General features: G+C 64.6%; 20 protein-coding genes and 1 pseudogene. 4 read left to right on the top strand and 17 right to left on the bottom strand.

Annotated elements, in window-relative coordinates:
- Positions 1-60: 60 nt before the first annotated feature.
- The 13 genes from OKW38_RS08270 to OKW38_RS08210 all read right to left on the bottom strand — a co-directional run bounded on the left by OKW38_RS08270 (position 61) and on the right by OKW38_RS08210 (position 18,801).
- Positions 61-1,368: an MFS family transporter gene (locus OKW38_RS08270; protein ID WP_090805279.1), complete on the bottom strand. Its 1,308-nt coding sequence runs from the start codon at positions 1,366-1,368 to the stop codon at positions 61-63.
- A 256-nt stretch (positions 1,369-1,624) separates the two neighbouring features.
- On the bottom strand, positions 1,625-3,148 hold the full coding sequence (locus tag OKW38_RS08265) for a SpoVR family protein (protein WP_429360948.1): 1,524 nt from the start codon (positions 3,146-3,148) through the stop codon (positions 1,625-1,627).
- Positions 3,149-3,381: 233 nt separating this feature from the next.
- Positions 3,382-4,653 (bottom strand): YeaH/YhbH family protein, encoded by a 1,272-nt coding sequence (locus OKW38_RS08260; RefSeq protein ID WP_090805817.1) that lies wholly within the window; start codon positions 4,651-4,653, stop codon positions 3,382-3,384.
- Positions 4,654-4,815: 162 nt separating this feature from the next.
- On the bottom strand, positions 4,816-6,738 hold the full coding sequence (locus OKW38_RS08255) for a PrkA family serine protein kinase (RefSeq protein WP_090805283.1): 1,923 nt from the start codon (positions 6,736-6,738) through the stop codon (positions 4,816-4,818).
- A gap of 575 nt (positions 6,739-7,313) precedes the next feature.
- Positions 7,314-8,075 (bottom strand): 2-keto-4-pentenoate hydratase, encoded by a 762-nt coding sequence (locus OKW38_RS08250; RefSeq protein WP_429360946.1) that lies wholly within the window; start codon positions 8,073-8,075, stop codon positions 7,314-7,316.
- Between the two features lie 370 nt (positions 8,076-8,445).
- A complete protein-coding gene (locus tag OKW38_RS08245; RefSeq protein ID WP_429360944.1) occupies positions 8,446-10,242 on the bottom strand; it encodes a methyl-accepting chemotaxis protein in 1,797 nt (598 codons plus the stop codon).
- A 357-nt stretch (positions 10,243-10,599) separates the two neighbouring features.
- Positions 10,600-11,529 carry a ribokinase gene (gene rbsK, locus OKW38_RS08240; protein WP_429360942.1) on the bottom strand — a complete coding sequence of 310 codons (930 nt, stop codon included), beginning with the start codon at positions 11,527-11,529 and terminating at the stop codon, positions 10,600-10,602.
- Between the two features lie 86 nt (positions 11,530-11,615).
- Positions 11,616-12,659 carry a LacI family DNA-binding transcriptional regulator gene (locus tag OKW38_RS08235; RefSeq protein WP_429360940.1) on the bottom strand — a complete coding sequence of 348 codons (1,044 nt, stop codon included), beginning with the start codon at positions 12,657-12,659 and terminating at the stop codon, positions 11,616-11,618.
- Between the two features lie 255 nt (positions 12,660-12,914).
- Positions 12,915-14,030, bottom strand: coding sequence for an ABC transporter permease (locus OKW38_RS08230; protein WP_429360939.1), 1,116 nt, complete (start codon positions 14,028-14,030; stop codon positions 12,915-12,917).
- Complete coding sequence (locus tag OKW38_RS08225) at positions 14,030-15,622, bottom strand: sugar ABC transporter ATP-binding protein (RefSeq protein ID WP_429360937.1); 1,593 nt, start codon at positions 15,620-15,622, stop codon at positions 14,030-14,032. Before OKW38_RS08225 ends, OKW38_RS08230 begins: the two co-directional genes overlap by 1 nt.
- Positions 15,623-15,913: 291 nt before the next feature.
- The gene (locus OKW38_RS08220) at positions 15,914-16,888 is read right to left on the bottom strand and encodes a sugar ABC transporter substrate-binding protein (RefSeq protein WP_184022717.1); all 975 of its coding nucleotides are present in this window, start codon (positions 16,886-16,888) and stop codon (positions 15,914-15,916) included.
- Between the two features lie 315 nt (positions 16,889-17,203).
- Positions 17,204-18,181, bottom strand: coding sequence for a magnesium/cobalt transporter CorA (gene corA / locus OKW38_RS08215; protein WP_090805825.1), 978 nt, complete (start codon positions 18,179-18,181; stop codon positions 17,204-17,206).
- Between the two features lie 179 nt (positions 18,182-18,360).
- The gene (locus OKW38_RS08210; protein WP_244145012.1) at positions 18,361-18,801 is read right to left on the bottom strand and encodes a DUF2846 domain-containing protein; all 441 of its coding nucleotides are present in this window, start codon (positions 18,799-18,801) and stop codon (positions 18,361-18,363) included.
- A 339-nt stretch (positions 18,802-19,140) separates the two neighbouring features.
- Here OKW38_RS08210 and cydX point away from each other — a divergent pair, with 339 nt between their 5' ends.
- A complete protein-coding gene (gene cydX, locus OKW38_RS08205; RefSeq protein ID WP_184056699.1) occupies positions 19,141-19,287 on the top strand; it encodes a cytochrome bd-I oxidase subunit CydX in 147 nt (48 codons plus the stop codon).
- Complete coding sequence (locus OKW38_RS08200) at positions 19,284-19,865, top strand: AAA family ATPase (protein WP_429360936.1); 582 nt, start codon at positions 19,284-19,286, stop codon at positions 19,863-19,865. Before cydX ends, OKW38_RS08200 begins: the two co-directional genes overlap by 4 nt.
- 117 nt (positions 19,866-19,982) lie before the next feature.
- On the opposite strand, the gene OKW38_RS08195 is transcribed toward OKW38_RS08200, so the two are convergent.
- Together OKW38_RS08195 and OKW38_RS08190 are read right to left on the bottom strand one after the other, a co-directional pair.
- A complete protein-coding gene (locus tag OKW38_RS08195) occupies positions 19,983-21,080 on the bottom strand; it encodes a saccharopine dehydrogenase C-terminal domain-containing protein (protein WP_429360934.1) in 1,098 nt (365 codons plus the stop codon).
- Positions 21,081-21,337: 257 nt separating this feature from the next.
- Positions 21,338-21,796, bottom strand: coding sequence for an Lrp/AsnC family transcriptional regulator (locus OKW38_RS08190; RefSeq protein WP_090805298.1), 459 nt, complete (start codon positions 21,794-21,796; stop codon positions 21,338-21,340).
- A gap of 339 nt (positions 21,797-22,135) precedes the next feature.
- On the opposite strand from OKW38_RS08190, the gene OKW38_RS08185 reads away from it, so the two are divergent.
- Positions 22,136-22,651 carry a Spy/CpxP family protein refolding chaperone gene (locus OKW38_RS08185; protein ID WP_429360932.1) on the top strand — a complete coding sequence of 172 codons (516 nt, stop codon included), beginning with the start codon at positions 22,136-22,138 and terminating at the stop codon, positions 22,649-22,651.
- Positions 22,652-22,918: 267 nt separating this feature from the next.
- Complete coding sequence (locus OKW38_RS08180; protein WP_429360931.1) at positions 22,919-23,356, top strand: PGDYG domain-containing protein; 438 nt, start codon at positions 22,919-22,921, stop codon at positions 23,354-23,356.
- Positions 23,357-23,385: 29 nt separating this feature from the next.
- Here the strand turns inward: OKW38_RS08180 and OKW38_RS08175 are convergent, their stop codons facing one another.
- Positions 23,386-23,751 (bottom strand): DUF3022 domain-containing protein, encoded by a 366-nt coding sequence (locus tag OKW38_RS08175; protein WP_090805303.1) that lies wholly within the window; start codon positions 23,749-23,751, stop codon positions 23,386-23,388.
- Between the two features lie 96 nt (positions 23,752-23,847).
- Positions 23,848-24,748, bottom strand: a pseudogene (locus tag OKW38_RS08170) (YhfC family intramembrane metalloprotease).
- Positions 24,749-24,797 lie beyond the last annotated feature (49 nt).

Below are 24,797 nucleotides of genomic sequence, written 5' to 3'. Positions count from 1 at the left end.
TGGGCCGCCGCCTGAACGCTGCCACCGCGGCACGACGTTTCGCCGTGCCCGACTAGCGGTTCACGGCTCGTGCCGCAGATACCCTTCCGACGAGGGATCGCGCATGCGCAGCGACACGATACCCGCGAGTGCGCACAGCGCCGTCACGTACCAGAAGAACATCGTCTCGACACCGGCGGACTTCAGCCACAGCGCGACATACTCCGCCGAGCCGCCGAAGATCGCATTGGCGAGCGCATACGACAGCCCTACGCCAAGCGCACGCACTTGCGGTGGAAACATTTCCGCCTTGATCAGGCCGCTGATCGACGTATAGAAGCTGACGATCGCGAGCGCCACCACGACCAACGCGAAGGCCGCATACGGGCTCGTCACGTCTTTCAGCGCATGCAGCAGCGGCACCGTGCCGAGCGTCGCGAACAGGCCGAAACACAGCATCGAGCGGCGCCGCCCGATGCGGTCCGACAATGCGCCGAACGCCGGCTGCATCAGCATGTAGACGAACAACGCGGCAGTCATCACCGAGCTCGCGGTCTTCGCGTGCATGCCGGCCGTGTTGACCAGGTACTTTTGCATGTAGGTGGTGAACGTATAGAAGATCAGCGAGCCGCCGGCCGTGAAGCCGAGCACCGTCATGAACGCGCTCTTGTGCTCCCACAGCCCGCGCAGCGTGCCCGCTTCCTTGCGCTGGCGCATCGCCGCGGTGGTGGTTTCATCAAGGGATTTACGCAGATAGAGCGCGATCAACGCGGCGAAGGCGCCAATCACGAACGGCACACGCCAGCCCCACGCCTTCAGCTCTTCGGTCGTCAGCGTCTGTTGCAGGGTCACGAGCACGAGCAGCGCGCACAGTTGGCCGCCGATCAGCGTGACATACTGGAACGACGCGAAAAAGCCACGCCGGCCCTTCAACGCGACTTCGCTCATATAGGTCGCGCTGGTGCCGTATTCGCCGCCCACCGACAGCCCCTGCAACAGCCGCGCGAGCAGCAGCAACGCCGGCGCGAGCGCGCCGATCTGCGCGTAGGTGGGCAGCATCGCGATCACCAGCGAGCCGCCGCACATCATGAATACCGACACCATCATCGCGGTGCGGCGACCACGTTTGTCGGCGAGCCGCCCGAAGAACCAGCCGCCAATCGGCCGCATCAGGAAGCCCGCGGCGAACACGCCGGCCGTGTTCAGCAACTGCGTGGTCGTGTTGCCGCTCGGGAAGAACGACGGCGCGAAGTAAAGCGCCGTGAACGAATACACATAGAAGTCGAACCACTCGACGAGATTGCCCGATGAAGCGCCGACGATTGCAAAAATGCGGCGCCGTGTGTCGTGCGCCGAGGCCACGACGTATTGTTCGGTTTGGTCGTTCATGCTGGTGTCTTTCCTTATTTAAACGAGGAGGACGGTCGTGGTGCCGCCTTGATGTCGCGCGCCCAGCCTGAGCGGCCGCCGCGGGTGCGCGAATTTTACATAAATGAAAGCACAGGAAGGTTTTTTGTCAGCATGGCCTGATGAAAGCCCTGGGTCGGCCGGATTTGCGCACCAATAGAACAAAGCCCCTGCCAGTTGGGGACTGGCAGGGGCTTGACGGGCGACACGAACCGCTCAGGCGGGAGTCAGGCGGCGCTCATATTCTCACGGACGGCGGCATATACCGGCAGTCGTAGCGTTTTCTGACGATACCGTTTTCGTCGACGCTCTCGAGGTACACGTCGAACTGCCACAAGCGCGCCATGTGCTTGAGCACCTCTTCGCTATCCGACGACAGGTGCCGGTTATCGCTCATGAAATGCCGCAACGTCAGGCTGCGATCGCCGCGTGTATTGACGGCCCACACCTGAATGTTCGGCTCACGGTGATGCATGTCGTACTGCCGCGACAACGCCTGGCGCACGTACTGGTAGCCGCTATCGTCGTGAATCGCCGACACTTCGAGCGCGTCTCGCATGTCGTCGTCGAGCACCGAGAACAGGCGCATTTCGCGGATCAGATGCGGCGACAGATACTGCGCGATGAAGCTCTCGTCCTTGAAGTTGCGCATCGCGTAGTGCATCGCGGGCAGCCACGGACTGCCGGCCAGATTCGGAAACCACTTGCGGTCTTCGTCGGTAGGCGCTTCGCAGATGCGCCGGATATCGCTCATCATCGAAAAGCCCAGCGCATACGGATTGATGCCGCTGTAATACGGCTTCGTGACCGGCGGCTGATAGACGACGTTGCTGTGTGAATGGAGAAACTCCATCATGAAGCCGTCTTCGAGCTTGCCCTGGTTGTACATCGTATTGAGCAGCGTGTAGTGCCAAAACGTCGCCCAGCCTTCGTTCATCACCTGGGTCTGCCGCTGCGGATAGAAGTACTGACCGATCTTGCGCACGATCCGGATCACCTCGCGCTCCCACGCTTCGAGCAGCGGCGCGTTTTTCTCCGCGAAATACAGCAGGTTTTCCTGCGGCTCGGGCGGATAGCGCCCCTCGACCTCTTCGGGCAGCGGCGTATGGCGCGTGGGCAACGTGCGCCACAACTCGTTGACCTGCGACTGCAGATACGCCTCACGTTCGCGACGCGCGGCGAACTCTTTCTGGAGCGACAGCTTCTGCGGACGCTTGTAGCGGTCCACGCCGTAATTCATCAGCGCGTGGCACGAGTCGAGCAATTCCTCGACGCGATCGAGCCCATAGCGCTCCTCGCATTCCGCGATGTAATTCTTTGCGTAGACGAGGTAGTCGATGATCGCGTGCGCGTCCGTCCATAAGCCGAACAGATAGTTGCCCTTGAAGAACGAGTTGTGACCGTAGGCCGCATGCGCGATGACGAGCGCCTGCATCGTCATCGTGTTCTCTTCCATCAGATAGGCGATGCAGGGGTTCGAATTGATGACGATCTCGTACGCGAGCCCCATCTGGCCGCGGCGATAGCTTTTTTCGGTAGCAAGGAAATGTTTGCCGAACGACCAGTGACGGTAGTTCACCGGCATGCCGACAGACGCATAGGCATCCATCATCTGTTCGGCGCTGATGAGTTCGAGCTGGATCGGATATACGTCGAGCTCGTATTGCTCCGCAACACGGGCAATATGCGAGTCGTACTCTTCGATCAAGTCGAAGGTCCAGTCGGACGGGCACGGCAGAGGCCGTCTATCGGCTACGTTCATACGGACTTCCCTTTGCCCTCGTTGGGCGTTCCGGTGTGTCCCGTGCTCCAGCATCGCGGACTGCTCCGGCGTGAGCGGCTCCCGTGCTGGCCGCTCCTGCCTCGGCATGCCCCGACTGTCGCTGCGGCACGCCTTTGTTGCGCTGCGGCGCGGTCATACGGCGGGTCACCCCTTGTCGTACGAATCGCCGCGCGCTTCGTCATTCAGGCGCTTCGTGCGCCACCAGCATCCCATCACGAAGTCGCCGCCTGCTTCTCGAACAGCTCGCGAAACACCGGATAAATATCGGCCGCGGTTTCGACCTTCTTCATCGCCATGTGCGGTTGCGACAGCGCCAGTTGCGCGTATTCGAGCCACAGATTCTGCTCTTCGGGCGTCACCTGAATATACGCAAAATACCGCACCTTCTCCAGGATGTCATCCGAGAGTATTTTGCGGCACTTCGGCGAGTCGTCGGTCCAGTTGTCGCCGTCGGACGCCTGGGCGCCGTAAATGTTCCATTCAGTCGGCGAGTAGCGCTCGTCCATCACCTTGCGCATCAGCTCGAGCGCGCTCGACACCACGGTGCCGCCGCTTTCGGTCGAGTGGAAAAACGTGTCTTCGTCGACTTCCTCGGCGCGCGTGTGGTGGCGGATGAACACGACTTCGATGCGCTCGTAGTTACGCTTCAGGAACAGGTACAGCAGGATGAAGAAGCGCTTCGCGAGATCCTTGCGCTGCTCGTCCATCGAACCGGACACGTCCATCAGGCAAAACATCACCGCCTGGCTCGACGGCGTAGGCTGCTTCACGCGATTCACGTAGCGCAGATCGAACGGATCGATGAACGGAATCCGCCAGATGCGTCCTTTCAGATGGTGGATGTCGTCTTCGAGTAGCTTGATCTCGTCGCGGCGATCGGCGGGATCGGCCTTCAACTCTTCCAGTTGCCGCTCCATTTCGTGCAGCTGGTTGACGAGCGGCGCGCCGAGCGCGATGCGCCGGCCGAGCGCGCTGCGCAACGAGCGCACCACGTCGATATTGTTTGGCGTGCCCTCCGCGGCCCAGCCCGCGCGGACGCTTTTCCACGTCGGCACGGCCATCAGATGGGTCTTGACGAGACGCGGCAGTTCGAGGTCGTCGAAGAAATACTGCATGAACTCTTCGCGGCTCAGCTCGAACACGAAGTCGTCCTGACCCTCGCCCTCGTTGCTGGCCTGACTGCCTCCGCCACCGCCACCGCCGCCTTGCGGGCGCTTGATCTTGTCGCCGCGGATGTAGTCCGAGTTGCCGGGATGCACCATCTCGCGCCGGCCGCCCGGTCCATGACGGAACGACGGCTCCGCGATGTCCTTGCGCGGAATGGTGATGCTCTGGGTGTTCTGGATGTCCTTGATGCTGCGATCACGCACCGCCTCCGAAACGGCACGACGAATATAGTTTTTGACGCGGCGCAAAAAGCGCTCACGGTTCGCAATACTCTTGTTCTTGCCTGCCAACCTGCGGTCGATGATTTGATGAAGCACGCCCGGTCTCCCGTCCATGCAACCGCGATTCCCTGCGGCCGCACTAATATTTCGGGTGCGCGAGACGCCCGCCGCGCAGTGCAATGCTATGCGGCTTGCGCCTCGCCGGTTGCCCGTACGGTCGAACCGTACGGGCGGCACACCATGAGTATCATGCGCGCATCATGACGACTTGCGCACGCGCAGATACCAGTCGCACAGCAAGCGCACCTGCTTCGGCGTATAGCCCTTCGCCACCATGCGATTGACGAAGTCTTCATGCTTGCGCTGCTCTTCGGCCGAGCCTTTCGCATTGAACGAGATCACCGGCAACAGCTCTTCCGTGTTCGAGAACATCTTCTTTTCGATCACGACGCGCAGCTTCTCGTAGCTGATCCACGCGGGGTTCTTGCCCGCATTCGCTGCCCGCGCACGCAGCACGAAATTCACGATCTCGTTGCGGAAGTCCTTCGGATTGCTGATGCCCGCGGGCTTCTCGATCTTCTCCAGCTCGGCGTTCAACGCGGCACGGTCGAAGCTCTCGCCGGTGTCGTGGTCGCGGAACTCCTGATCCTGGATCCAGAAGTCCGCATACGTGACATAGCGGTCGAAGATGTTCTGACCGTACTCGGAGTACGACTCCAGGTAAGCGGTCTGAATCTCCTTGCCGATGAACTCCGCATAGCGCGACGCGAGCACGTCCTTGATGAAGGACAGATACTTCTGCTCGGTTTCCGGCGGGAACTGCTCGCGTTCGATCTGCTGTTCGAGCACGTACATCAGATGCACCGGATTGGCCGCGACCTCGGTCGAGTCGAAGTTGAACACGCGCGACAGAATCTTGAACGCGAAGCGGGTCGACACGCCGGTCATGCCTTCGTCGACGCCCGCGAAGTCGCGATACTCCTGATACGACTTCGCCTTCGGGTCCGTGTCCTTCAGATTTTCGCCGTCGTAGACCTGCATCTTCGAGAACAGGCTCGAGTTCTCCGGCTCGTGCAAACGCGTGAGCACGGACAACTGCCCCATCATCTTCAGCGTGCCCGGCGCGCAGACCGCGCTGGCGAGCGACGAGTTGCGCAGCAGCTTCTCGTAAATCTTGACCTCTTCGCTATAGCGCAGGCAGTACGGCACCTTGACGACGAAGATCCGGTCGAGCAGTGCCTCGTTGTTACGGTTGTTGCGGAATGCCTTCCATTCCGATTCGTTCGAGTGAGCGAGGATGATGCCGTCGAACGGAATCGCGCCGAAGCCTTCCGTGCCCTTGAAGTTGCCTTCCTGGGTCGCCGTGAGCAGCGGGTGCAACACCTTGATCGGCGCCTTGAACATTTCGACGAACTCGAGCAGGCCCTGATTGGCGAGGCACAGGCCGCCCGAGTAGCTGTACGCGTCGGCATCGTCCTGCGCGTACTGTTCGAGCTTGCGGATGTCGACCTTGCCGACCAGCGACGAAATGTCCTGATTGTTCTCGTCGCCCGGTTCGGTCTTCGAGATAGCGATCTGGCGAAGGATCGACGGATAGCGGCGCACCACGCGGAACTTGCGGATGTCGCCGTTGTATTCGTGCAGGCGCTTGACCGCCCACGGACTCAGAATGCCTCGCAGGTAGCGACGAGGAATGCCATATTGCTCTTCGAGGATCGGACCGTCTTCCTCGTAGTCGAACAGACCGAGCGGCGATTCGTTGACGGGCGAGCCCTTGATCGCATAGAACGGCACGCGTTCCATCAATTGCTTCAGACGTTCCGCGATCGACGACTTGCCGCCGCCGACCGGTCCTAACAGATACAGGATCTGCTTCTTTTCTTCGAGCCCCTGGGCCGAATGCCGGAAGTAGGCGACCACCTGCTCGATCACCTCTTCCATTCCGTAGAATTCACGGAATGCGGGGTATACCTTGATGACCTTGTTCGCGAAGATACGCGATAAACGCGGATCGTTGCGAGTGTCGATCTGTTCCGGTTCTCCGATTGCCGTCAACATGCGTTCGCCCGCAGTGGCGTACGCGGCGGGATTGTCTTTGCAGAGCGCGAGATACTCCTCGAGCGAGAGTTCGTCCTCCCGTGTTTTCTCGAAGCGGGTCGCGAAACTGCTGTAGATATCCATGCTACCTCCTCGCCGAAGTCTGGGGCGATGTCGTGCGCGGCGCGCTATTCGGAAACGACATCGCTCGAATTCATCCTAAACCCTTTTAAATTTTTTTTCACGGACTACGTTGCGAAAATCGCGCCGTAACCCCTCACTTGGAAACAGAGATTCGACCACCTACAATTTTTTTTGCTCACGCAGCAACCAGTCACCTCATCTGCTGCACCGCTGTATCGCTACTTTCTTCAGCACCGCATCGCTATTCAGTGCTCCTGCAGGACTTCGCCGGACCGCTGCATCGCGTCAAGTCACCGCGTTGCTATTGCACATCCCGTACCCGCACCGTCGACCCTCCGCCAAAATGCGGCTGTCTGCGCACGCACACTTCGTCACAAGAAGCATGCACGTGACGAACTCGCGGCGCTCTCATAGGTGTATACGGAAGGACGCGGCAAAGTTGCAACAAATGCATTCGAACAGGTTGACGATTCAAAGACTGCCACCGTTTCAAATTCGCCAAAATAAAAACGGCTGCACGCGGGCAGCCGTTTGGAATCAAGCGTTGTAATTTGCGGTTACAAGCGCAGCATCGATCAGGTCAGTTCAATTTCCACTTCACCCAATCCGTCGATATGACCACGCACGATGCCGGGTTCGTCGATCTTGTGCGCGCCGACGTATGAACCGGTGGTCAAGGTCCAGTTGCGCTCGATCGTGATGCCCATCGCCGCGCAATGGTTGACGAACCACACGAGCAGCTCGCGCGGATCGCCTGCCGGATTGCCGGTCACTTCCGGTATCAGCGAGCGGCCGTTGAAACTCAGCTCCAGTTCCGGCGACACGAAGTCGAAGCCGCGCGCGAGGCTCGCATAGACGGCCGGATGGCCGGTGATCAGCGCGCCGTTGTTCTGCGCGTCGGCCAACTGCGCGAGCGGCGCGACGTTCGGCCATTCGGCGAAGCGGCTGTCGACGATCTCGATGGCCGGCAGCACGGCGCCGACCTTCGACAGTACCTCGTCGCGCGCATACGCCTGAGCGCGCGGCTCGATCGTCACGTCGAAGCGGAACGCGATCTCGAGCTCCACCAGCACGCGAAAGAAGCCGTCATGCGCGAGCCTCGCTGGCGACGGCATCACCAGCGAGGCCGGAATCGGTGCGCCCGACGCGGCGCCGCCCGGCGACTTCGCGCCGATCTTCCACGCGCCGGTCGACTCGCCGAGGCCCTCGATCACCGCCTGCTGGATCGCGTAGGCGGTCGCCGCGTCGGGCGGCAGGCTGTCGGGTGCGGGCGCGTCGATCGGCCGGCGCTGCTGGCGTGCCTCGACGAGGCGTTGCGCAAGATCGTATCGCGTCATGTCGGTTCTTTGTGGCTGGCGCATGGCAGGGTTCGCAGGACGTAGCAAATATGTGGGAACCACCTGTTGGAGGTGCGGGCAGCCGCGCGCCGCGCAAACGGATCGGGGCCGTGCCCGTCAATGTACCGGATCGCGACACGCGCCGGTGAAAGGCGGCGGCGCCCAAACGTTAATTCTTGCCGGAGCTGAAAAAAAACCGCGCATGGGGTGTCCAGGCGCGGCTTTTCGCGAAGCGATCGTCGCGGGTGCGACGCGGATGCCGGACAGCTAGCGAACGGGAACGCGAACGGCTGTTGCGCCGAACGGCGCGCCTCGACTCACCTGACGCACGACAGCGCCGCTGCCCATGTACACCTGAATCCGAGCCAGCTCAGAAGGTCTCCCAATCCTGATCGCTGCCGGCCGTCGCCGCGGACCTGGCCGGCGCGCGCGTGGGCGTGGGCGTGGAGGCGGCCGCTACCGGCGGCGCGACAGCGGCCGCGGCCGGGATCGATGACTTCGCCGGCAACGCCGCCTGCGCGGTAGCCAGCGTGAGCTTGCGTGCGCGTGTAGCGACCGGGCTCGCGGACACCGGGCGCTTCGGCGCCGCAAGCGCCGACGCCGCTTCGTGACCGCCCCGGCCGCTGTCGTCGACCTGGAACACCGCGACCGCGCTGCGCAGCCGCGCCGCCTGCTCCTCGAGCGACGACGCGGCGGCGGCCGCTTCCTCGACGAGCGCCGCATTCTGCTGCGTGACCTCGTCCATCTGCGTGACCGCGCGCGCGACCTGGTCGATGCCGCCGCTCTGCTCCTCCGACGCCGCCGCGATCTCGCCCATGATGTCGGACACGCGCTGCACCGCGCCGATGATTTCGCTCATCGTGCGGCCGGCCTCGTCGACGAGCGCCGAGCCCGACTGCACGCGCTCGACCGACGTATCGATCAGCTCCTTGATCTCCTTGGCCGCCGCCGACGAACGCTGCGCGAGGCTGCGCACTTCGCCCGCGACGACCGCGAAGCCGCGCCCCTCCTCGCCGGCGCGCGCCGCCTCGACGGCTGCATTCAACGCGAGGATGTTGGTCTGGAAGGCAATGCCTTCGATGATCGAGATGATGTCGGCGATCTTCGCCGAGCTCTGGTTGATGTCGCCCATCGTGCCGACCACCTGGCCGACCACCGCGCTACCCTTGTTGGCGATCTCGGACGCGTTGGCCGCGAGCGCGCTCGCCTGGCGCGCGTTGTCGGCATTCTGCCGCACCGTGCCGGTCAGTTGCTCCATGCTCGAGGCGGTTTCCTGCAGCGCCGACGCCTGCTCCTCGGTCCGCGACGACAGGTCGATGTTGCCCGCCGCGATCTGGCGCGTCGCGGTCGCGATCGACTCGCTACCGCCGCGCACGCTGCGCACCGTTTCGGTGAGGCTGCGCTGCATTCTGGCGATGCCTTCGAGCAGTTGCCCCATTTCGTCGCGCGATGTCGCGATCACCGGATGACGCAGATCGCCGGCCGCAATCGCATCGAAGTGGCCAAGCGCTTCGTCGAGCGGACGCGCGATCGAGCGGCTCAGCGTCAGATACGACAGCGCCGCCGCCAGCACGCCGACCACCAGCGCGCCGATGCTGACCACGCGGAAGGTCTGGAAACTGCTCTGCGCGGAGTCGAAGCCCTGCCTGGCCGAATCGAACTGGTATTTGCGCAGCGCGTCGTCGGCGCCGACGAGGTCGTTGAAGACGACCTGCAGATTCTTCGCGTGCTCGACCAGCTTGCCCTGATCGTTCGCCGTGATCGCCGCCGCGAACGTTTCGAGTTGCTGATGCAGCGCGTTGCGCTTCGCGGCGACGTCCTGCGCAAGCCGGTCTTCGTCCGCGTCGCGTGGCAGATCGAGATATTTCTTCCACCACATGTCGGACGTGCCCCCGAGCATGCGCCCGCGCTCGATGGTGGTGGCCGCTTCCGGTGTGCCGACCAGGAACGCGGCGCGGTCGAGCGCGAGTCGTTCGCGCGCCGCGTAGATTTCCGCGTTGCCGATGTTCACCGCGCCCGGCATCGCGTTGGTGAACGTGTCCTCATACGCGTCGTTCGAACGGCTCATGCCGAACAGACCGAAAACGCCGGTCGCAACCAGCAACGCGGCGAGGAACGCCATCGTGAGGCCAATTCGCGCCTTGATCGTGATGCCTTTATTCAACATGCTTGGTCCTGTGTGCTGTACTCAATGAGAGGCTGCTGCCTACGCAGCGTGGGAGCGGCGTGTGTTGGGTCCGGCGCTTTTTTGAAAGGGCGCTCTAATTTCCGTTTACGGCAGCGCACTCATAGACTTGAAGCATTTAAAAGGTATGAACAAAGACGTTGTAAGACGTTGAAAGCAAGTTGACTGCAAATGAGTGTGTTCGCGGCGCGCAGGGAAACGCGCCGATATTCGTCAAAGCACGATTTTTGACGTTTCGTTGGCGGGAATGGGCGGAGATGCGAGCCGTTCGGAGTCGCCCGAAGCGGTGGCAGGACAGTTCGATCAGGCAGCGTGCGCGGTGCCAATGCCGCCGCGGCATCAGTCCGATGCGTCGAGCTCGGAGCGCGTCGGAATCGATGGCTGTGCGCCCGCGCGCGTCACCGATAGCGCGGCGGCGCGCTGCGCGAAGCGGATCGCCGCATCGACGCTCGCGCCCTGCGCGAGCTGCGCCGCGAAGCCGCCGATGAAGGTGTCGCCGGCCGCGGTCGTGTCGACCGCCTCGACGCGCGGCGCGTCGTACAGCGTCGCGGCCGCGCCTTCGAGCGACGCATGCACGCCGCGCGCACCGAGCGTGACCAGCACGTTGCGCGCGCCGGCCGCACGCAATGCGGCGGCGGCCCGTGCGGCGTCCGCGGGCGAGTCGACGGGGAGACCGCTCAGCGCGGCGGCTTCGAGTTCGTTCGGAATCAGGTAGTCGATCAGCGGCAGCCAGTCGGCCGGCAACGGGCCGGTGGCGGGCGCCGGATTCAGGATCACGGTCTTGCCGAGCCGCCGCGCCGCCGCCAGCGCCGCGCGCACCGATTCGGGCGGGGTTTCGAGCTGACAGATCACGACGGCGGCGGCGGCGAGCGTCGCTTCGTGTCGCGCGATGGTGGCCGGCGTGAGCTCGCCGTTGCTGCCCGCGACGATCACGATCGTGTTCTGGCTCGCATCGTCGACGACGATCAGCGCAACACCGCTCGGCTCCCTGCCGGTTTCGAGCGCGGCGCAGTCGATGCGCTCCGCTTCGAGGCCCGCGCGCAGCTGCGCGCCATTCGCATCGGCACCGACGCAGCCGAGCATCGACACCTGCGCGCCGAGCCGCGCGGCCGCGACCGCCTGGTTGCCGCCCTTGCCGCCCGCGACCTGCGCGAAGCCGCGGCCGGCCAGCGTCTCGCCCGGTTGGGGCAGGCGTGGCGAACGCACCACGAGGTCCATGTTCAGACTACCGACCACCGTGACGCGTGCGCGCGTTGGGTTGCTTGCCACTCGAGTGTCCTCCGTTGCGCGACGGGTCGCGTCGCGATTGCGCGCGCGTCCTTCGAGCACCCCTCATGCGTCCTTGATCCGGCGCATCAGGCCGCCAGATCCCGCCGTTCCTCGCCCGCCCATGTCGCGGTGGACTCCCGCACGATCAGCCGCGGCGACACCACGCGGCGGCGCGCAGGCGCTCGCGTGGTGCTGTTCGACGACGCCTCGGCGATCCGGTCGATCAGCGTCTGCGCGGCCGTGTCGCCAAGCGCGCGCACCGACTGTCCGACCGTCGACAGCGACGGGAACGTGAAGCGGCCCAGCTCGATATCGTCGAAACCGATGATCGAGCAATCGCGCGGCACGCTGATATTGCGCTCCGCCGCCGCGCGCAACGCGCCGATGCCCATCATGTCGTTGCCCGCGAAAATCGCCGACGGCCTGACCGTATCGAACAGCTGCGCGGCCGCGCGATGTCCGCCCGTCCCCGAAAAATCGCTTTCGACGATCGCATCGGCCGGAATCTCGATGCCACGCTCGGCCATCGCGCGAATGAAGCCGTGCACCCGCATCGCGCTGACCGCGGTCTGCACCGGCCCCGTGATGCAACCGATCCGCACATGCCCGAGCTCGAGCAGATGCCGGGTGGCCAGATACGCGCCCTTCTCGTGATCGATCTGCACGAGGTCCGCGCTGACTCCCTCGATGTTGCGGTCCACCACCACGAGCGGCTCGCGCGCGTCGGCGAGCGCCTGCGCGAGCACGGCGTCGTCGCCGGCCGACGCGACGATCAATCCGTCGATGCGTTTTTCCTGCAGCACGCGCAGATAGTTGCGCTGCTTCGCGGGGTCATCGTCGGAGTTGCAGAAGAACACGCAGTAGCCATTGCGCGCGCAGCCATCCTCGATACCGCGCGCGAGCTCCGCGAAATACGGGTTCGTGCTGTTCGGCACCACCAGTCCGATCGTCGCGGTCGTGCGCGCCTTCAGCGAGCGCGCGACCGCCGACGGCACATAGTGCAGTTGACGGATCGCGTGCTCGACTTTCGCGCGCGCATCGGCCGACACCGGCCGCGAGTTGTTCACGACGTGCGATACCGTCGTGAACGACACGCCCGCCACCGCCGCTACATCCTTGATCGTCGTCATAACCTGTTGCTCTCCTGTCGAACGGAGTTAGCGCTTTAGCGCTTACTCCGATCCCATGCAGTTTCATCGCGGTCGAACGGAGTTAGCGCTTTAGCGCTTACTCCGATCCCATGCAGTTTCATCGCGGTCGAACGGAGTTAGCGCTTTAGCGCTTACTCCGGTCCCATGCAGTTTCATCGCGGTCGAACGGAGTTAGCGCTTTAGCGCTTACTCCGATCCCATGCACTCAATCATCGTTGCGCCGCGGCTCCCATCTCAGGCGCGTTTGCGACGGCTGCGGTACGTATCGAGCACCACCGCCACCACGATCACCGCGCCGGTGATCATGCGCTTGGTCGGCTCGTTCGCGCCGATCTGCGCGAGGCCCGCCGCCAGCACCGAAATGATCAGCACGCCAAAGAACGTGCTGATAACCGAACCACGCCCGCCCATCAGACTCGTGCCGCCGATCACGACCGCCGCGATCACCTGCAGCTCCACGCCGACACCCGCATTCGGATCGGCCGCCTCGAGCCGCGAGATCTGGAACAGCGCCGCGAGTCCGGACAGCGCGCCCATCAGCGCGAACACGATCACCTTGTACGGCCGCGGATTGACGCCCGCGAGCCGTACCGCTTCCTCGTTGGTGCCGATCCCGATCAGATAGCGCCCGAACACCGTGCGCGTCAGCACCAGTTGCGCGATCACCATCACCGCGACCGCCATCAGAAAGGCCGGCGAGATGCCAAGCGCGATCGGGTTCGACAGAAAATCGAACGCATCGCCGATATACGCGGTGCGCGAATTGGTCATCTGATACGCCATGCCGCGCGCCGCCTCGAGCACGCCGAGCGACACGATGAACGACGGAATTCGCCAGCCCACCGTCACCGCGCCGGTCACGGTGCCGGTCAGCGCCGCGACCGCGACCCCGAGCAGCGCGCCGGCAGCTGGCCCCCAGCCCCACTTCAGCGTCACCACGCTGACCACCGACGCCCCGAGCGCGAGCACCGAGCCCACCGACAGATCGATCCCCGCGATGATCAGCACGAAGGTCATGCCGACCGACATCACGACGAGATCCGGAATCTGGTTCGCGATCGTGCTGAACGTGTCGTAGGTCAGAAAGTGCGAACTCAGCAGCGAGAACAGCACGATCATCGCGAGCAGCGCGCCGGCGAGGCCCAGGTAGTTCGAAAAGCCGAGCCGCGTGCCGGCCGGCTTGCCGCTCGCGAGCGGCGCCGACCGATCGGCGGGCGGCGTCACGGCGGGCGCGTCCGGCGCACCGCCCTGCTTGCCGTCCTGCTTGCCGTCCTGCTTGCCGTCCTGCTTGCCGTCCTGCTGGCCGTCCTGTTTGACACCCGCCGCCTCGCGCCACGATTGATCGGTCATCACAGACTCCCTGCTTCGTTGACGCCGTGCGTGTGCAGCAGCGCGTCACGGCCGCGGTAGCCGGCGAACGCAGCCGCGAGCAGCGCATCCTGGCTCCAGCTCGCGCGCTCGAACACGCCTGTCATGCTGCCCGCCGACATCACGCCGATCCGGTCGCAGATCAGCATCAGTTCGCGCAGATCGCTCGACACCACGACGAGCGCGCGGCCGTCGCGAGCGAGCGCGCCCATCAGGCCGTAAATATCGAACTTCGCGCCGACGTCGATGCCGCGCGTCGGTTCGTCGAACAACAGCACGGGGCAGTCGCGCGCGAGCCAGCGGCCGATCACGACCTTCTGCTGGTTGCCGCCCGACAGCTCGCCGACAACCTGCGCGGGCCCCGAGCTGCGAATCCGCATCGCGGCGATCTGCTTGTGCGCCAGCGCGTTCTCGCGCTTCGCGTCGACGAGGCCGTGCCGCGCGACGCTGCCGAGATTGCCGAGCGACAGGTTGGCCGCGATCGGTTGCGGCAGCAGCAGGCCTTCGCCCTTGCGGTCTTCGGTGATCAGCGCGATACCCGCGCGTACCGCGTCCGCCGGCGAGTCGATTGGCACCGGCGTAGGCGGCGCGCCCGGCGTCGCGGCGAGCGACACGCTGCCGCCGTCCTTGCGGTCGGCGCCGTAGATGAGCCGCATCAGCTCGGTGCGGCCCGCGCCGATCAGTCCGCTCACACCGAAAATCTCGCCCGCGCGCACCTCGAACGACACGTCGCGCACGACCTTGCCGCGCGCGAGCCGCTCCACTTTCAGGAGCGGCGCGCCGATGTTGCGCTCGCCGAGATCGATATGCTCGCCGAGCTCGCGGCCGACCATCCACGTGACGATCTGCTCGCTCGTCAGGTTCGCCATCGCGTCGACATGCACGAGGCGGCCGTCGCGCAGCACCGCGACCCGTTCGGCGACCCGCGCCAGCTCTTCGAGCCGGTGCGAGATATAGACGAGCGCGACGCCGCGAGCCTTGAGCCGTCCGATCTGCTCGAACAGCAGATCGACCTCGCGCGCGGTCAGCATCGCGGTCGGCTCGTCGAGGATCAGCACGCGGCAGTCGTCGATCAGGTTGCGGGCGATCTCGACCATTTGCTGATGACCGATGCCCAGTTCGCCGACCAGCGTGTCGGGATCGATCGCGTCGAGCCCGACCTGCGCCATCGCCTCGCGCGCGTTCTCGCGCAGCTTGCCGCGATCGATCCAGCCGAAGCTGAACGCGCCCGCACGCGGCAGCCGGTTCAGGAACAGGTTCTCGGCGACCGACAGCGTAGGCAGTAGATTCAACTCCTGCATGACCATGCGCACGCCGAGCGCCTCGGCCTCGGTGCGGCTCGCGGGCGCGTACGGCGCGTCGGCAAGCCGCATCGTGCCCGCGCTCGCTTCGACCAGCCCGCCGATGATCTTCGACAGCGTGCTCTTGCCCGCGCCGTTCTCGCCGGTCAACGCCAATACCTCGCCCGCTCGCAGCGACAGCGATACGTCGGCGAGCACGGGTTCGGCATAGGTCTTGCCGATGCCGCTGACGCTCAGCACGACAGGCAAGGCGTCGTGGTCGGTCGAATCCATCGCGCTCCTGGTTACATGGCGCTTCTGGCGCCTTCGTGGCGCCCCACTACGCGGAATGCACAACTGCTCATGGCCGCGCTCCCTCTCACCACGCGAGCCGCCGTCATGACGCTTATCTCTGGGATTAACGGCGGTGCGGCGGGATTCTTGAGCGTTCGTTGAATAAAAGCGGAGCGCTGGGTGGTGGTTTGCCTCTAAAACACGCTATCCATAATTCGTGGTGATTTTTGCGGCTTCCCGTGCGTTTTTCCGGCTGCGCCCGGCTCGTGCTTCACGCCGGGCGCGGCGCGCTTACTTCAGGGTGTCCTTCGTCACCAGAACGACCGGCGTTTCGACGACGCCCGACAGCTGCGACTGCTTCTTGTTTTCGCTCAATGCCTTCAACGCGGTATCGATGCCGAACACGGCCTGCTTCGCCGCGAACTGGTCGGCGGTGGCGAGCACGCGGCCGTCCTTCAGCATCGGATGGATCGCGTTGATGTTGTCGTAGCCGACCACCAGCACCTTGCCCTGCTTGCCGGCCGCGCGCACGGCCGACACCGCGCCGATCGCCATGTTGTCGTTGCCGGCGAGCAGCGCCTTCAGGTTCGGATACTCGTTGAGCATGGCCGATGCGACCGCGTTGCCCTTGTCGATTTCCCACTCGCCCGACTGCACCGACACGACTTTCGCGCCGACTGCCTGCATCGCGTCCTTGAAGCCCGCGGTACGCTGCTGCGCGTTGGTGGTGGTCGACACGCCTTCGAGGATGCCGACCTCGTCGCCGGCCTTCAGGCGCTTCGCGAGGTAGTCACCGACGAGCCGCGCACCCTTGCGATTGTCGGGGCCGACGAACGGCACGTTCAGGTCTTTCGACTTCAGCACGTCCGGATCGAGCCGGTTGTCGATGTTGACGACGATGATGCCCGCGTCGACCGCCTTCTTGACGACCGGCACCAGCGCCTTCGAATCGGCCGGCGCGAGCACGATCGCGTCGACCTTCGACACGATCATCTGCTCGACGATGCGGATCTGGTTGGCGGTGTCGGTTTCGTCCTTGATGCCGTTGGTGATCAGGTCGAACTTGCCGGGGTTCTGCTTCTGATAGTCTTTCGCCCCGGTCTCCATGGTCAGGAAGAACTCGTTGGCGAGCGACTTCATCACGAGCGCGACCTTCGGCTTATGAGCCGGGGCGTTCTGCGCGTGGGCGGCGGAAAAAGGCAGGACGGCGGAGGCGGTGGCGAGAACTGCGGCGGCAAGAATGCGACGACGGGTTCGATGGCTCATGCGTATCTCCAAGGTTGTCAGGCTCGCTGGCGAGCCGTATTTTTTGTGATGCGCAAACGTTTGCGAGGCCCATTCTCAGCGCAAACTCTTCGGAATGTCAACGATTCGCGCTGTTGCAACGCACCGGCGCGCAACATCTGCGGCGCCGCAATGCGCTCGATCGATCCGGGCAGCGTGTGGCAAGATTCCCTCGCTCAGTTCGTGCAGTCGATGACGCCTGTGCGTCGCGTGCGGCGCGACCCACAGGCCGCTTATGCTGGCCTGGTATCGCGCGCGCCGCAAGTGAAACCCCGAGGAAATTGAAAGGTGCGCCAGCTACAGCCAGCCGGCCTTGCGAAAACGCCGGTACAGCACGCAGTCGATCGCCAGCATCACCGCCAGCACGACCGGATAGCCGAACTTGAAATGCAGCTCGGGAATGCGCTCGAAGTTCATCCCGTAGATGCCGGCGATCATGGTCGGCACCGCGAACAGCGCCGCGAACGAGCCGAGCCGCTTGGTGATTTCGCTCTCGGCGAGCGAGATCATGCCGAGGTTCACCTGCACCGCCGTGACGACGATTTCGCGGCGCCCCTCGATGGTTCTGACGATCCGGTCGAGGTGGTCGTAGACGTCGCGGAAGTACGCCTGCATGCCTGCGCAAACACTCGGAATGCGGCCGCCCGTCAGTTTGCCGACCGCTTCCTGCAGCGGCACGATATGGTGCTGGAGGATCACGAGCCGGCGCTTCATCGTGTACAGGTCCTGCACGATCGCGCGCGAGGCGGCCGAATCGTTCTTCTCGAAGATGCGGTCCTCGAGCGTTTCGAGCTCGGTGCTGATCGCCTCCACGACCGGGAAATAACGGTCGACCACATCGTCGATCAGCGCGTACAGCACGAACGCCGAGCCCTCCTTCAACAGATGCGGCTCGTGCTCGCAGCGCGCGCGCACGCTCTTGAAGCCGGTGCGCGTGCCGCGGCGCACCGACAGCACATAGTTGCTGCCGACGAACACGTCGACTTCGCCGATCACGAATTCGCCCTGCTCGTCCATCTCGACCGTGTGCATCACGGTGAACAGCGAATCGCCGTACTCCTCGATCTTCGGCCGTTGATGGCCGTTTTGCGCATCTTCGATCGCGAGCTCGTGCAGATTGAACTCGTCTTTCATGGCCGCGAGTTCCTCGGGCTCCGGGTCTTTCAGTGCGACCCAGACGAAGCACTCGGGCCGCGCGACGTAGTCGCTGATGCTGTCGATATCGATGTCGGCGAGTTTCCGGCCGTCCTGATAGGCGGCGCAATTGATCAGCATGTTCGGATTACCTTGCATACAAAAGCAGACCTCGCCACCCTCTCACGTAAGCATTGCGTAAGACGGTCGGCGGGTCTGCATGAACGGACAAGCACGCTTTCAGCCGGCTTGAATCAGCCGCCATGTTAAGGCGCGATACCTAAGCCGCGCGTTTCCAATTGTTAATGCTCGACCGCACGCTACTGCGCGACCCGCTGCAAGCCGATGCGGTGATCGTCGTTGAACGTGACCGAGGCGCGGTTCGTGTAGCGCGGGTCGGCCGTCACGACGAAGTTCAGCTCGATGACCGGATCGAACTGCGTCGATACGCCGATCCGATGCGCGCCGGGCGGCAGATAGAACACCACGTGCTCGCCGTTCATCAGGTCGGTCACGCGCTCGCCGTCGATATAGACGAGCGCATTGCGGAACCGCACGATCACGTCGCGCGAACGCTCGCGCCGCACGTCCACCGCGACGAGGCCGGGGCCCGGCGCCGTATAGCCCTGTCTGACGATGCGCTCGGCAGGCACCGGTTTGAACGGTACCGGCTCGGCCGGCGTCGACGCGCAGCCGGCCAGCGTGAGCACGCTGAGCGCGACGCATGCGGCCAACGCGGCGCAGCGTGCGGACCCGGCCATCCGTGCGGCCCGGCAGCGGCAAGACTGGCGCATCGGCATGCTGGTTCTCCCCTGTGCTCTCGATTGTGGCCCGAGTTTCCGACTACGCGGTGTGGGTCGTCGCTCCGCGTCCGCCGGTTCGGCGGACGCGGTACGCTCGTACGCATCACCGTTGCGCATCATAGCAACGCGCGGACATACCGCCAGCCACGGCGCACGGAGCTCGGGCGCCGCGCCTCTTGCATGGCGCGGCGTTCTTCTTCATGATCGGTGCAGGCGGCCGCGCTCGCGGCTGGCCATCGTCGGTTGCCGGCATGCCTGTCGATCCGCGTCGCCGGACGCACGATCAAGGAGACTGCGATGTGGTATTTCACCTGGATTCTCGGCGTGGGTGTGGCGCTCGGCTTCGGCATCATCAACGTGATGTGGCTCGAGGCCAACGGCACGTTCGCGCGCGACCCGCGCCCCGATGACGCCGCCGCGCCGCGTGAGGACAAGCCTGCGTGACTTCTCTGGTTTTCTTTTGCGGTCATGCGGGCACGGGCAAGACGACGCTGGCGAAAAAACTGCTCGGCCCGCTGATGAAAGTGAGCGGCACCCCCTTCTGCCTGCTCGACAAGGACACGCTGTACGGCGGCTATAGCGCGGCCGCGATGGCGATGCTGACCGGCGATCCGAACGATCGCGACAGCCCTCTTTTCCTGCAGCATCTGCGCGACCCCGAGTATCGCGGCCTCATCGATACGGCGCGCGACAATCTCGAACTCGGCATCAGCGCGTTGGTCGTCGGCCCGCTGTCTCGCGAGGTGCGCGAGCGGCGGCTGTTCGATCATGCGTGGCTCGGCGTCGCGCCGGACGTGAGGTTGCGTGTCGTGTGGGTGCGGACCTCGGAGGACGTGGCGCGGCAGCGGATCGTCGCGCGCGCGAATCCCAACGATGCGTACAAGCTCGCGCACTGGGACGACTACCGGCGGCGGCGCTTCGAGCCGAGCGGCGCGAGCCGCGAGGGTCTGCTGATGTTCGACAATACCGCGCCCAGTTCGGCGGACCATGAAGCGCTCGTCGCGCAAATCGTGGCTGGATGACGGCCCTCCCTTGTGTCTGGCGAGTGCCGCGCCGGCCCGATGATGGCTGAAAAACGGAAAATCCCCGCACCTCGGCGACGTACGGGGATTTTTCATTCGACGCGAGCCATGCCGGCCTCAAACGGTCGCCATTGCCTCCAGCGACTGCCCTTCGTACAACTTGCCGAAGCGGTTCGCCAGAAAATCGCCGAGCGACACCTGCTCCTGGCGCACGAAGCCCTTTTGCGGCAGCTTGCGCTCGCGGAACAGATCGAGCACCGCGCACATCGCGCCGGCGGTCGTGATCTGAATCGCGCTCATCGGCACCCCGCAGACAGTCTTCGCGAAGATCTTGCGCGTGAACACCTCCTGCACGAGCTGACCGTCGCGCATGCCGCTCACGGTGATGAACACCAGCACGACATCTTGCGCGGTCGACGGCACCGAGCGGCGCATGATGGTCTTCAGCGTATCGCGGTCGCTCGACAAACGCAGGTCTTCGAGCAGGAACTGCATCAGGTTGCGATGACCCGGATAGCGCACCGACTTGTAGTCGAGCGATTCGACGCGGCCCGCCAGCGTTTCGCACAGCGTGCCCAGCCCGCCCGATGTGTTGAACGCTTCGTACTCGGTGCCGTCGAGCGAGAAGTGCTCGAGGCCTTCGAGCGGCTGCACCCATTGCGTGCGGCCATCGCGGATGGCCTCGCACGGCTGGCAGTACTCGTTGATCAGGCCGTCGACGCTCCACGTCAGGTTGTACTTCAGCGCATTGGTCGGAAACTCGGGCAGCGCGCCGACGCGCATCTTCACGTCGCGGATTTCCGTGAAGCGATTCGCGAGCTCGTGCGCGGCAATGCCGATGAAACCCGGCGCGAGACCGCACTGCGGCATGAATGCGTGATCGGCATCTGCGGCGATCGCGCGGATCGCGTGCGTCGCGCGTACGTCCTCGGTCAGGTCGAAATAATGGACATCCGCGCCCTTCGCGGCCGATGCGACGTTGACCGCGAGGTAGTACGGCAGCGCGTTGATCAGCACGTCGAAGCCCTGGATCGCGGCAAGCAGCACGGCGGCGTCGGCGGAATCGATGCGGCGGGTGGGAATGCCCTGGGCGGCGAGCTTGTCGAGCGCGTGCTGATCGCGGTCGAACGCGACGACTTCGTAGTCGCCCGTCTCGCGCAGCATATGGGCAATGGTGTGACCGATCAGACCTGCGCCGACGATAGCTACTTTCATCTGCTTCTCCTTGTTATCCATGTGCTGTCTCTGAGCTTGGGAAGTGCGCCGCGTGTTGCGCGCGGCGCCTGCGGGCCGAACCCCTGAATGACAGTGTAGGAAGAAGCAAAAACAGTTCATACGCGCAAAATGCTGCGGTATGACCATCCCGTTCGACGTTCTGACGAACCGCTCAAACGATTTGTCGAAACAGCGTAAAAAAGGCGTCAACGATGGACTCTCGCAGCACTCGCGAAGAGGTTACGCCGCGCGCCGACTCACACCGTGCCGCGGTCGATCTTGCGCGCGAGAATGATCGACGTCGTGGTCCGCTCGACGCCCTCTAGCCCGCCGATCTGATCGAGCAGATCGTTGAGCCGCTCGGGCGAATCGGCGCGCAGCCATGCCACGTAGTCGAATTCGCCGCTGACCGCGCACAGCATCTGCACTTCGGGCATTTTGCCGAGGCGTTTCTGCACGGCCGGTCCGTGCTTCGGCGCGATGATGATGCCGACATACGCAACGATGCTCGAATCGAGCACATCCTGGCCAAGCCTCACGCTGTAGCCGGCGATCACGTTGCTGCGCTCGAGCCGCGCAATGCGCGCGATCACGGTCGTGCGCGCGACGCCGAGCTGCCGCGCAAGATTCGCGACGCTCTCGCGCGCGTTGGCTTGCAGCAGTGCAACGAGGTTGCGGTCGAGGTCGTCGAGCTGGTCGAGGCGCGGAGGTCTCATCGAAGGGGAAGGAAGTTGGTGTGGAATGTCGCGGATTATCGCGCGTCTGCACGCGGCGGCGCCATGTCACGCGGTACGGTCACAGATGCACGGCACACTGTGGGGCTGCCTCGGCGCAGTATGTCGGCGCGATTGCCGATCAGGCGCGAGCCGTTTCGCGTTCGTTTCGGTTGTAAGCGTTTGTCGCACACGCACCGTATTGTAGGGTTAACGTGTTACTAATAGCGGCGCCGGGCGAATGCGGCAGCCGCTTGCGGTGCGGCGCCATTCGCCGCTGGCGCGAGGCAAGACGCTCGCCGCGCGCCGTGTCTCAATAACGAACAGACATCAGGAGTTTCGATGAAAAAAGCACTGGTTATGCTGGCTACGGCCGTTTCGATGGGCGGCGCGTTCGCCCAAACCACCGCGCCGGCCGCAGCGCCGGACACCACGGCCTCGGCCTCCGCGGCCAAGGCCGGCCACGAACGCAACGTCGAAGACCGCATCGCTTATCTGCACTCGCAACTGAAAATCACGCCCGCGCAGGAAACGCAATGGAAGGCGTTCGCCGACGTCATGCGCAGCAACGGCGAAACGATGGGCCGGCTGTTCGAGCAGCGCAAGGCGGCCACCAACGTGAGCGCGCTCGACGACATGAAACAGTACGCAACGATCGCGCAGGCGCATGCGGACGGCATGAAGAAGCTCGTCGATGCGTTCGAACCGCTGTATAGCAGCCTGTCGCCGGAGCAGAAGAAGCTCGCCGACGCGACGTTCCACCAGGGCGGCCCCGAGGGTCATCATCGCGGCCACCATGGCAAGGGCAAGGGCGGCAAGCCCGCGGCAGCCGCGAGCGACGCGACTGTCAAGCCGTAATGAAAGAGCGCCCGCGGCGGGGGATTGCCCCGTTGCGGGCGCGGGTCCGTTCGGACGCGGTTGATTTCGGCAATTTCCGATGGCGCCCGAACAGCGGCTTTCTCACCACACCTCAGCCTTTCGCCTCCCGCCGCCCGGCTCATGCATCTGGCATTATTCGGAGCCGCGCTGTCTGGGCCGGCTACCCGTCCCAGCGACTCGACGCACGATCGCCGCAAAGCGGCAAGTCTCGCCGCAACGCTCACCCCCTAATCTTCCACCCGCTTCATGACCGAACTCAGGAATCTCGATTTGCGTGACGATCCGCACGCCCAACGCGTCGTCAAGGACGAAACGGTAAGCGTCGAATTCGCCGCCGCCGAAGGCCAGTTGATGAGCCTCGAAGGCCCGAACCGCTATGTGCGCGGCGATGCGCTGATCACCGGCTCGACCGGCGAGCGCTGGGTCGTGTCGCGCGAGCGCTTCGATGCGAAGTACCTGCCCGCCGATGCCGCGCTCGCGCACGGCGAAGCCGGCACCTACCGCAATCGCCCGGCGGTCGTACTCGCCCGCCGGATGGACGAGTCCTTCTCGCTCGCGCGCTGCGCGAGCGGCGGCGACGTGCTGCACGGCGCGGCCGGCGACTGGGTCATGCAGTACGCGCCCGGCGACTATGGCGTCGTGCAGGCCGCGCGTTTCGCGAAGGTCTATCGGCTCGCGGATTGAATCCGCTTCACCCGCGCTTCATTCGCGCTTCACGCGAACTCTTCGCCGAGATCGACCGTGACTTCGCGCGGGACCGCCTGGCCGTTCGCGTACATTTCTTCGAGCGAGCCCAGGCTCGCTTCGACGTACGCGCGCAATACCGCAAAGCTGCGGCCACGCAACCGCGCCGGCATCGCGCGATAACGCGCGAGCGCCGCCGGCGCGATCGCGACCGTCATCGCGATACGGCGCGCGGTCGAGCCGAAGCGCATTGCTACCCAGTGAACCGTCAGTGTGGGCGTGCCATCGTCGGCGGCACGCTCGATGAACTGCGTCTGCTCGGGAAACAGATCGCTGATGACGCGCGCGATCTCGTCGAACTCCGGATGCGCGCAGTCGTATTGGTAAGCTTCCATGAAGGCTGCCGGGAAAAGAAGGTCCTGAAACGTAGGCGCATTTTAGAGAAACGCTGAAGGGATAGCGAGGCGCCTGCTGTCCAGCGGCTCATCCGCTCACGCCGCCGCCGGCCGCCGGTAAATCCGTATCAGCAGTCCCGCGACGAACACCGCCGCCACCCCATAGATCGTATCGGCCGCCGCGAGCGGCAGCAGCCGCGCCTGCGTCATTGCCGCAGGCACGTCGATCAGCGCGTGCACCCCGATCGCGAGCGGCAGGATGCCGCGCGAGCCGGCCCGCACGCCGCGCCACATCAGCACCGACAAGCCGATCTGGAACACCAGCGCCGCGACGCGTTCGAGCGCGAAAATGCCGGCCAGTTGCGGCGTCAGGCTCGCGAGAATCAGATGCACGCGCATCACCGCTTCGGCCGGCAGATTGCCGAGGTAATCGCCGAGCCGGCCACGGTTTTCGAGGACCGCGAACACGAGCCACTGGCACTGCACGAACACGCCGACCATCCACGCTTGCGCGCCGCCGTGGCCGAGGCCGTAGCTGAGCGCGGCGCCATCGTCGGCGCGCAATGCGGCGGTGCGCGTGTCGGCGGTCGTGCTGGCGGCGGGGCTCGCGCCCGCGCTTGCAGCGACGCCGGCGGGCGCGTCGACGTTCGCCTTCTTGCGCACCGCCGGCCGCGCCGCCGCGCGCTTCATGAGCAGCCGCATGCCGAAGAACCGCCCCACTTCCTCGCAAACGCCCGCGGCCAGCGCACCATAGACGACGAACGCGAGCGGCTGCGAAAGGAACGCCGCGGTCGTCTCGTTGCCGCGCAACAGATAGTCGTGCAGCGCACGCTCGATGACCATCGCGAACAGCGCGAACACCGCGACGCCGGCGATCGCGTCGCGCGGCCGAAGCGCGAGCGGACGGCGCAATTGTCGGTAAATCAGAAACGGTAAAGCGGCGATGACGAGCGTGGCGAGCGCGAGGCTCGCGAGGGGTAAGCGGTGGCACGACCATGAGTATCCTTGCGGGGTTCCTTGCAATCCCCGGCGCGCAACCGCTGCGC

Source organism: Paraburkholderia sp. MM5496-R1 (genome assembly GCF_050436205.1).
GTDB lineage: Bacteria > Pseudomonadota > Gammaproteobacteria > Burkholderiales > Burkholderiaceae > Paraburkholderia > Paraburkholderia tuberum.
Note: the sequence above shows the minus strand (reverse complement) of the source record. Positions and strands in the feature narration are given on the sequence as shown.

Excerpts from the sequence above, each read along its gene's own strand:
- OKW38_RS08270 (WP_090805279.1), bottom strand. The coding sequence starts at position 1,368 with ATGAACGACCAAACCGAACAATACGTCGTGGCCTCGGCGCACGACACA.
- OKW38_RS08265 (WP_429360948.1), bottom strand. The coding sequence starts at position 3,148 with ATGAACGTAGCCGATAGACGGCCTCTGCCGTGCCCGTCCGACTGGACC.
- OKW38_RS08255 (WP_090805283.1), bottom strand. The coding sequence starts at position 6,738 with ATGGATATCTACAGCAGTTTCGCGACCCGCTTCGAGAAAACACGGGAG.
- OKW38_RS08250 (WP_429360946.1), bottom strand. The coding sequence starts at position 8,075 with ATGACGCGATACGATCTTGCGCAACGCCTCGTCGAGGCACGCCAGCAG.
- OKW38_RS08245 (WP_429360944.1), bottom strand. The coding sequence starts at position 10,242 with ATGTTGAATAAAGGCATCACGATCAAGGCGCGAATTGGCCTCACGATG.
- OKW38_RS08235 (WP_429360940.1), bottom strand. The coding sequence starts at position 12,659 with ATGACGACGATCAAGGATGTAGCGGCGGTGGCGGGCGTGTCGTTCACG.
- OKW38_RS08230 (WP_429360939.1), bottom strand. The coding sequence starts at position 14,030 with ATGACCGATCAATCGTGGCGCGAGGCGGCGGGTGTCAAACAGGACGGC.
- OKW38_RS08225 (WP_429360937.1), bottom strand. The coding sequence starts at position 15,622 with ATGGATTCGACCGACCACGACGCCTTGCCTGTCGTGCTGAGCGTCAGC.
- OKW38_RS08220 (WP_184022717.1), bottom strand. The coding sequence starts at position 16,888 with ATGAGCCATCGAACCCGTCGTCGCATTCTTGCCGCCGCAGTTCTCGCC.
- corA (WP_090805825.1), bottom strand. The coding sequence starts at position 18,181 with ATGCTGATCAATTGCGCCGCCTATCAGGACGGCCGGAAACTCGCCGAC.
- OKW38_RS08210 (WP_244145012.1), bottom strand. The coding sequence starts at position 18,801 with ATGGCCGGGTCCGCACGCTGCGCCGCGTTGGCCGCATGCGTCGCGCTC.
- cydX (WP_184056699.1), top strand. The coding sequence starts at position 19,141 with ATGTGGTATTTCACCTGGATTCTCGGCGTGGGTGTGGCGCTCGGCTTC.
- OKW38_RS08195 (WP_429360934.1), bottom strand. The coding sequence starts at position 21,080 with ATGAAAGTAGCTATCGTCGGCGCAGGTCTGATCGGTCACACCATTGCC.
- OKW38_RS08190 (WP_090805298.1), bottom strand. The coding sequence starts at position 21,796 with ATGAGACCTCCGCGCCTCGACCAGCTCGACGACCTCGACCGCAACCTC.
- OKW38_RS08185 (WP_429360932.1), top strand. The coding sequence starts at position 22,136 with ATGAAAAAAGCACTGGTTATGCTGGCTACGGCCGTTTCGATGGGCGGC.
- OKW38_RS08180 (WP_429360931.1), top strand. The coding sequence starts at position 22,919 with ATGACCGAACTCAGGAATCTCGATTTGCGTGACGATCCGCACGCCCAA.
- OKW38_RS08175 (WP_090805303.1), bottom strand. The coding sequence starts at position 23,751 with ATGGAAGCTTACCAATACGACTGCGCGCATCCGGAGTTCGACGAGATC.